Origin of the sequence: Trinickia sp. (assembly GCF_035492435.1) — a bacterium.
In the GTDB taxonomy this organism is placed as follows: Bacteria; Pseudomonadota; Gammaproteobacteria; order Burkholderiales; family Burkholderiaceae; genus Trinickia.
Genome location: NZ_DATJJF010000165.1, coordinates 1 through 7,631 on the forward strand (window position 1 = coordinate 1; position 7,631 = coordinate 7,631).

General features: G+C 62.2%; 5 protein-coding genes. 3 read left to right on the top strand and 2 right to left on the bottom strand.

Annotation, left to right across the window (positions count from 1 at the left end):
- On the top strand, window positions 1–474 hold a 474-nt coding region (locus tag VL598_RS12200; RefSeq protein ID WP_325326982.1), incomplete at its 5' end, for a hypothetical protein.
- Window positions 475–601: 127 nt separating this feature from the next.
- Here VL598_RS12200 and galU read toward each other — a convergent pair.
- The gene (gene galU, locus VL598_RS12205; protein ID WP_325326983.1) at window positions 602–1,483 is read right to left on the bottom strand and encodes a UTP--glucose-1-phosphate uridylyltransferase GalU; all 882 of its coding nucleotides are present in this window, start codon (window positions 1,481–1,483) and stop codon (window positions 602–604) included.
- A 64-nt stretch (window positions 1,484–1,547) separates the two neighbouring features.
- Entirely contained in the window at window positions 1,548–4,415 is a 2,868-nt protein-coding gene (locus tag VL598_RS12210) for a valine--tRNA ligase (protein ID WP_325326984.1), read from the bottom strand.
- Window positions 4,416–4,540: 125 nt separating this feature from the next.
- Between VL598_RS12210 and VL598_RS12215 the strand changes: the two genes are divergently transcribed.
- On the top strand, window positions 4,541–6,952 hold the full coding sequence (locus VL598_RS12215) for a UvrD-helicase domain-containing protein (RefSeq protein ID WP_325326986.1): 2,412 nt from the start codon (window positions 4,541–4,543) through the stop codon (window positions 6,950–6,952).
- A 14-nt stretch (window positions 6,953–6,966) separates the two neighbouring features.
- Window positions 6,967–7,631 (top strand): 5'-methylthioadenosine/adenosylhomocysteine nucleosidase (locus VL598_RS12220; protein WP_325326985.1); only part of this gene is annotated, 665 nt, incomplete at its 3' end.

The window sequence follows — 7,631 nt, forward strand, 5'->3', positions numbered from 1 at the left end:
TTCAGCGCAGGCGGCCTGGACTACGATGCGACGCTCAGCTTCTATCATGCAGGCCTCTATGCCGACTTCTTTCCTGCGCCCAGTGTGCTGCCCTTCCGCCTGACGGCGGGCGTGCTGATCGGTCGCGACGGCGTCGATGGCACGGCGCAGGCGATGTCCGGGACATACACAATCAACGGACAGCCGTACTCATCGCTCGGCGAGCAAATCCACGCGAACGTGCACTACCCGACGGTGCGGCCGTATCTCGGCATCGGTTTTGGGCATTCGCCGAACGCCAAGAAGGGGTGGGGGATGTTTTTCGATGCGGGCGTAGCCTACGGCCAGCCACATGTCGACTTCAACGTGCCTGCCGCAATCGTTGCCGAGGCCGGACAAGCGAACGTCGATGCAGAAGAGCAGCAACTGCGTAACGACGTTGAGCGCTACCGCTTCTATCCGATCGTGAAGATCGGCGTCACGTATCGCTTCTGACGTGCGTGACGTGCACGAAGGTGGCTGAGGCTGGGCGCCCTGTGAGCCAGGGCGTCCAGTAGCGGTTTGTCAAACCACGGCCGCTATGCCGCCATGACGGCGCGACCGGAGGGCCGCACCGTCGGCCTCAGCCTTCCATCACCGGCGCACGCGTGCGCAGGTAGTTCGCAAAGTCATCGGCCACCTCGGGGTGGCGCAACGCGAATTCGACCGTCGCCTTCAAATAGCCCAGCTTGCTGCCGCAATCGAAGCGCGTGCCGTGGTACCGGTAGGCGAGCACCTGCTCGTCGGACAGCAACGACTGGATGGCGTCGGTCAGTTGAAGCTCGCCGCCCGCACCGGGCTTGATCGAGCGCAGATGCTCGAAAATGCGCGGCTTGAGCACGTAGCGGCCGACCACACCGAGATTCGAGGGGGCCACTTCGGGCGAGGGCTTCTCGACGATACCGGACATCTTGATGATGGCGTCTTCCCACTCCTTGCCATCGACGATGCCGTACGACTTCGTATCCTGCGGCGGGATTTCCTCCACGCCGATGACGGAGCTGTGGTAATGATCGAAGACATCGACCATCTGCTTCATGACGCTCGGCACGCCGTAGAGCAGGTCATCGGCAAGGATCACGGCGAACGGGTTGTCGCCGACGAGCTTCTCGGCGCAGAGCACCGCGTGGCCCAGTCCCAACGCTTCGGGTTGACGCACATAGAAGCAGTCAACATGGCTCGGCTTGATGCTGCGCACGAGTTCAAGCAGCCGCTCCTTGCCACGCGCCTCGAGCTCGGCCTCGATCTCGTACGACTTATCGAAGTGGTCCTCGATCGCACGCTTGCTGCGCCCCGTTACAAAAATCATCTCGGTGATGCCTGCTGACATCGCCTCTTCAACCGCGTATTGAATCAGCGGCTTGTCCACGATAGGCAGCATCTCTTTCGGGCTCGCCTTCGTGGCGGGAAGAAAGCGAGTGCCGAGACCGGCCACGGGAAAAACTGCCTTAGTGACTTTTAGCATGGCGTTACCCTGGTTTTGTCGATTTGCTTAATCGGATCGGGCCGTCGACGGCAAAAAAACGGCGTCAAGCGGGCAGGCGCGCGAGCTGCGCGCTCAGCTTTTCGACGGTGTCCCTGTATTGTGACAGCCTTTTTTGCTCCTGCTCCACGACGGCAGCTGGTGCTTTTGCGACAAATGCCTCATTGGAAAGCTTGGCCGCGCATTTGGCTATCTCGGCGTCGAGTCGAGCAATTTCCTTGCCCAGCCGTTCCCGCTCTGCCGCCACATCGATTTCCACCTTCAGGACGAGCTTGTCGCCGCCGGCGATCGCAATGGGCGCGCCTTGAGCTTCACGGTCGAGCGTCGTCTCGTCGGCGATGATGCGCACCTCGGAAAGGCGAGCGAGCGCTTGCGCATAAGGCGCGAACGTCTGCCATTGGGCAGCGTTGCCGTGCACGAGCAGCGGCACCTTCGTCGCGGGCGAAAGGCTCATTTCGCCGCGCAGGTTCCGGCATGAGTCGATCGCCGCTTTCAACTCGCTCGCCCAGTGTTCCGCCGCCTCGTCGATCTTCTCGGATTGCGCGCGCGGATAGGGCCGAACCATAATCGAAGCGGTTCCCTCGGCCGCGTCTTGCGGATAGGTGCCGGTGATCGGCGCAACCTTTTGCCAGAGCGCTTCGGTGATGAAGGGAATAATCGGGTGTGCCAAGCGCAGCACGGTTTCGAGCACGCGCAACAGCGTTCGGCGCGTGGCGCGTTGCTGCTCGGGCGTGCCCTGCTGCAATTGCACCTTGGCGAGCTCGACGTACCAGTCGCAATACTCGTCCCAGACGAACTTGTAGATCGCGTTCGCGACGTTGTCGAAGCGGTAATCGGCAAAGCCTTTCTCCACTTCGGCCTCGACCCGCTGCAGCAGCGAGACGATCCAGCGGTCGGCTTGCGAGAAATCGGTGTAACCGCCCGGCCCGCAATCGCCGGGAGCGCACGCCCCGGGATTGCTGAAGCCGCAATCGTGGCCTTCGCAATTCATCAGTACGAACCGCGTCGCGTTCCAGAGCTTGTTACAGAAGTTGCGATAGCCTTCGCACCGTGCAAGGTCAAAGTTGACGTTGCGGCCGAGCGTTGCCATGGACGCCATCGTGAAGCGCAACGCATCGGTGCCGAAAGCCGGAATGCCGTCCGGGAATTCCTTGCGCGTCTTCTTGTCGATCGATGCGGCCTGCTTCGGATTCATGAGCCCCGTCGTGCGCTTTGCGACGAGCGTCTCGAGATCGATGCCATCGACGAGATCGATCGGGTCGAGCGTATTGCCCTTGCTCTTCGACATCTTCTGGCCTTCGTGATCACGCACGAGGCCATGCACATAGACGGTGTGGAACGGCACACGGCCCGTGAAGTGGGTCGTCATCATGATCATGCGCGCGACCCAGAAGAAGATGATGTCGAAGCCCGTTACGAGCACGGACGAGGGCAGAAAGCATTCGAGGTCCTTCGTCTCGTTCGGCCAGCCGAGCGAGGAGAAGGGCACGAGCGCCGACGAAAACCAGGTGTCGAGCACGTCGTCGTCACGCTTGAGTGCGCCCGTATAGCCGCGTGCGGCGGCTTGCGCGCGCGCGTCTTCCTCGCTGCGCGCGACGAACACCTCGCCGTTGTCACCGTACCAGGCCGGAATTTGGTGACCCCACCAAAGCTGGCGCGAAATGCACCAGTCTTGAATGTTCTCGAGCCACTGGTAATAGGTGGTCGTCCAGTTTTCGGGCACGAACTTGACTTCGCCGTTGCGCACGACATCGAGCGCTTTTTCAGCGATCGACTGGCCCGGATGGAACGTGCCTTCCGGCGCCGGTTTGCTCATTGCGACAAACCATTGGTCTGTCAGCATCGGCTCGAGTACCACGCCGGTGCGGTCGCCGCGCGGCACCATCAGCTTGTGCGGCTTGACCGACTCCATGAGCTCGAGCGCCTCGAGCTCGGCGACGATGCGCTTGCGAGCCTCGAAACGATCGAGGCCGCGGTAGGCAGCAGGCGCATTGTCATTGATCTTGGCATCGAGCGTGAGGATCTCGATCTGCGGCAAGCCGTGGCGCTGACCTACCTGATAGTCGTTGAGATCGTGCGCGGGCGTGACCTTCACGACGCCGGTACCGAATTCGCGATCGACGTAGTCGTCAGCGATCACCGGAATTTCGCGGTCGACGAGCGGCAGCTTCACCATCTTGCCGATGATGTCTCGGTAGCGCTCGTCTTCGGGGTGCACCATGACGGCGACGTCGCCGAGCATCGTCTCGGGACGAGTGGTCGCGACGGTGACATGGCCGCTGCCGTCGGCAAGCGGATAGCGGATGTGCCAAAGATGGCCGTTTTCCTCCTCGCTTGCCACTTCGAGGTCGGAGACAGCCGTCATCAGCACCGGATCCCAATTCACGAGCCGCTTGCCGCGATAGATGAGCCCCTGTTCGTACAGGCGCACGAATACCTCTGCGACGACCTTCGACATCTTGTCGTCCATCGTGAAGTACTCGCGCGACCAATCGATCGAGGCGCCGAGGCGTCGGACCTGCCGAGTGATCGTCGAGCCGGACTGCTGCTTCCAGTCCCAGACGCGCTCAAGGAATTTTTCGCGGCCGAGGTCGTGCCGCGAGACGCCTTCGCGGTCGAGCTGCCGCTCCACGACGATCTGCGTCGCGATACCGGCGTGATCGGTGCCGGGCAGCCACAGCGTGTTGTCGCCGAGCATCCGGTGATAGCGCGTGAGGCCGTCCATGATCGTTTGATTGAACGCGTGGCCCATGTGTAGCGTGCCCGTGACGTTCGGGGGCGGCAGCTGGATCGAGAAGTTCTCGCGGCCCGCTTCGAATTTCGGTGCGGCATAGCCGCGTCTCTCCCATTCGGGGCCCCAATAAGCCTCGATTGTCTGCGGCTCGAAACTTTTCGCCAGCGTGGTGTCGCTCATGATTGCTATCTGCCGATTGGATGCGTGAAAACATCGAATTATAAGGGGTCGCCTGATCGGCCGGCCGCGAGAATGAGGCGTCGCACCTTATAATGAGCGTCGCGCCTCGCTACCTCGCTTCTCTCATGCCCGATCTGCTCGCCAACCTGAACCCCGAACAACTGGCCGCCGTCACGCTGCCGAACGAGCCGGCGATGATCCTGGCCGGTGCCGGCAGTGGCAAGACGCGCGTGCTCATTACGCGTATCGCATTTCTGATCCAGCAGCAGCTCGCGTCGCCGGCAACGGTCCTCGCCGTCACGTTCACGAACAAGGCCGCGCGAGAGATGATGGGGCGCCTGTCCGCGCTATTGCCCATCGATACGCGCGGCATGTGGATCGGCACGTTTCACGGCCTGTGCAACCGGATGCTGCGCGCTCACCACCGCGATGCGGGACTGCCCGCGACGTTTCAGATCCTTGATACGGCCGATCAACTCTCGGCGATCAAGCGGCTCATGAAAGGCCTGCAAGTCGATGACGAGAAATATCCGCCCAAGAACCTCCAGTATTTCATCAACAATGCGAAAGAGCAGGGGCTGCGGCCTGATCAGGTCGACGCATCGGACAACTTCAACCTGAAGTTCGTCGAGCTTTACCATGCCTACGACCAGCAATGCCAGCGCGAAGGGGTGGTCGACTTCCCCGAGCTACTGTTGCGTTGCTATGAGCTTCTGGTTCACAACCCGCCGCTGCGTGCGCACTATCAGGCCCGTTTCAGGCACATTCTCGTCGATGAGTTTCAGGACACGAACAAGCTCCAATATGCGTGGCTGAAGCTGCTTGCCGGGCACTCGAACGCGATCTTTGCGGTCGGCGATGACGACCAGTCGATCTACGCATTTCGTGGCGCGAACGTCGGCAACATGCGCGATTTCGAGCGCGAGTTCAACGTGCAGCATCTCATCAAGCTCGAGCAGAACTATCGTTCGCATGGGCACATTCTCGATGCGGCCAACGAGCTCATTGCACACAATGCGCGCCGGCTCGGCAAGAACTTGCGTACCGATGCCGGTCATGGCGAGCCGATCCGCGTGTACGAGGCGGCCACTGACACACAGGAGGCCGCCTGGATCGTCGAGGAAGCACGGGCGTTGATGTTGAACGGGCTCGCGCGCAACGAGATTGCGGTGCTCTATCGCAGCAACGCGCAGTCGCGCGCAATCGAGCACACGCTGGTGAGCGCCGGCATTCCCTATCGCGTTTATGGCGGGCTGCGGTTCTTCGAGCGGCAGGAAATCAAGCACGCACTCGCCTATTTGCGATTGATCGACAATCCGAACGATGACACCGCTTTTGCGCGCGTCGTGAATTTTCCGGCGCGCGGCATCGGGGCGCGTTCGATCGAGCAACTGGCCGACGCTGCTCGGCTTTACGGTTGCTCGATGGCAGCGGCTATTCCTTACGTTACGGGCAAAGCCGGCTCGAGCCTTGGGGCGTTTGCCAATCTGATCGCAAAAATGCGTGCCGAGACCGAGCACAAGAGCCTGCCGGAGACGGTAGAGCATGTGGTGCGGTTAAGCGGCCTGGTGGATTTTTATCAGGGCGAGCGCGAAGGGCAGGATCGGCTCGAAAACTTGCAGGAACTGGTCAACGCCGCCACCGCTTTCGTCAGCGAGGAAGGATACGGGCTCGATACGCCGGCGCGCTCCATTCCGCTTGATCCGCGAGCCAGCGCGGTGCCCGGTTTGGGCTCAGCGACGGCAGAGACTGGGGGCGATGCGGGCGCGACCGTGCTGGACGCCCCAGGCCTTGACGAGCCGGCGCAAAACCCCGAGATGATGACGCCGCTCGCGGGCTTCCTGTCGCATGCATCGCTCGAAGCGGGCGAGAACCAGGCGCAGGCGGGAGTCGAAGCCGTCCAGCTGATGACGGTGCACGCGGCCAAAGGCCTCGAATTCACAGCCGTATTCATCACGGGGCTCGAAGAGGGCCTTTTCCCTCACGAAAACAGCGCCACCGAAGCCGATGGGCTCGAGGAGGAGCGCCGTCTTATGTATGTGGCGATCACGCGTGCGAAGGAGCGGCTTTACCTGTCACTCGCACAAAGCCGCATGCTGCACGGGCAGACGCGCTACAACGTTCGCTCGCGCTTCTTCGACGAGCTGCCGCAGGCCGCGCTGAAGTGGCTCACGCCAAAGGCAGAGGCGGGCGCGCGCTGGGGCGGACGCGCCGACAATGCCGGCTGGGGGCGTGACTGGTTTGGTCGGCCCGACCGGCAACAGGACCAGCGCGGCGGATACCGTGAGCAGGGCGGCTACAGTGGCCATGGCGGTGCGCAGAGTGCCGCAGCGGCATTGCCGGCGTTCGCGAATGATCAGCGCGCGGCCGACACAGGCTTTCGCGTTGGCCAGCAGGTGTTTCATACGAAGTTCGGAGAGGGGGCGATCACGGCCCTCGAAGGCAGCGGCGCAGATGCGCGAGCGCAAGTTCGGTTTAAGCGTCATGGCGAGAAATGGCTCGCTCTGGCGCTCGCAAAATTGCAGGTGGTTGAGTGAACGCAAAAGATGACATGAATAAAACGCGCAGGTTGGGAGTGCTGGCCGCGCTGCAAGAGGAGCTCGGCGACCTCGTCGAAGCGATGCGTGAGGAAGGCGCAATGCGCACCGTCACGCTTGGTCGCCGCGAATACCATACCGGCACCGTGCATGGTGTGCCCTGTGTTGTGACGCTGGCGCGCATCGGTAAGGTCGCCGCTGCCGCGAGCGCCAGCGCGCTGATTCACGTCTTCGGCGTCGACAACATCGTCTTCACCGGCGTGGCCGGCGGTGTGGGGCGCGGTGTACGTGTGGGGGACATCGTGGTCGCCGATTCGCTCTTGCAGCATGATCTGGACGCCTCGCCGCTGTTTCCTCGCTATGAGGTACCGTTGCTCGATCGCGCGCGTTTTTCGGCAGACGAAGTGCTCGCTGACCGTCTTGCCGCCGCGTGTGAACGCTTCGTCGCCGACGAAGGCGCGGCGCTCACCAAGCGTTTCGCGTTGGACGGTGTGCGTGTGCATCGAGGCATGATTATCAGCGGTGACCGCTTCGTTTCCAGTGCTGTGGAGGTGGCGGCGCTCGCCGAAGCCCTGCCCGATGCGCTTGCTGTGGAAATGGAGGGCGCGGCGATTGCTCAGGTGTGTTACGAGCACGACGTGCCTTGCGCTGTCGTGCGGACCATCTCGGACACGGCAGA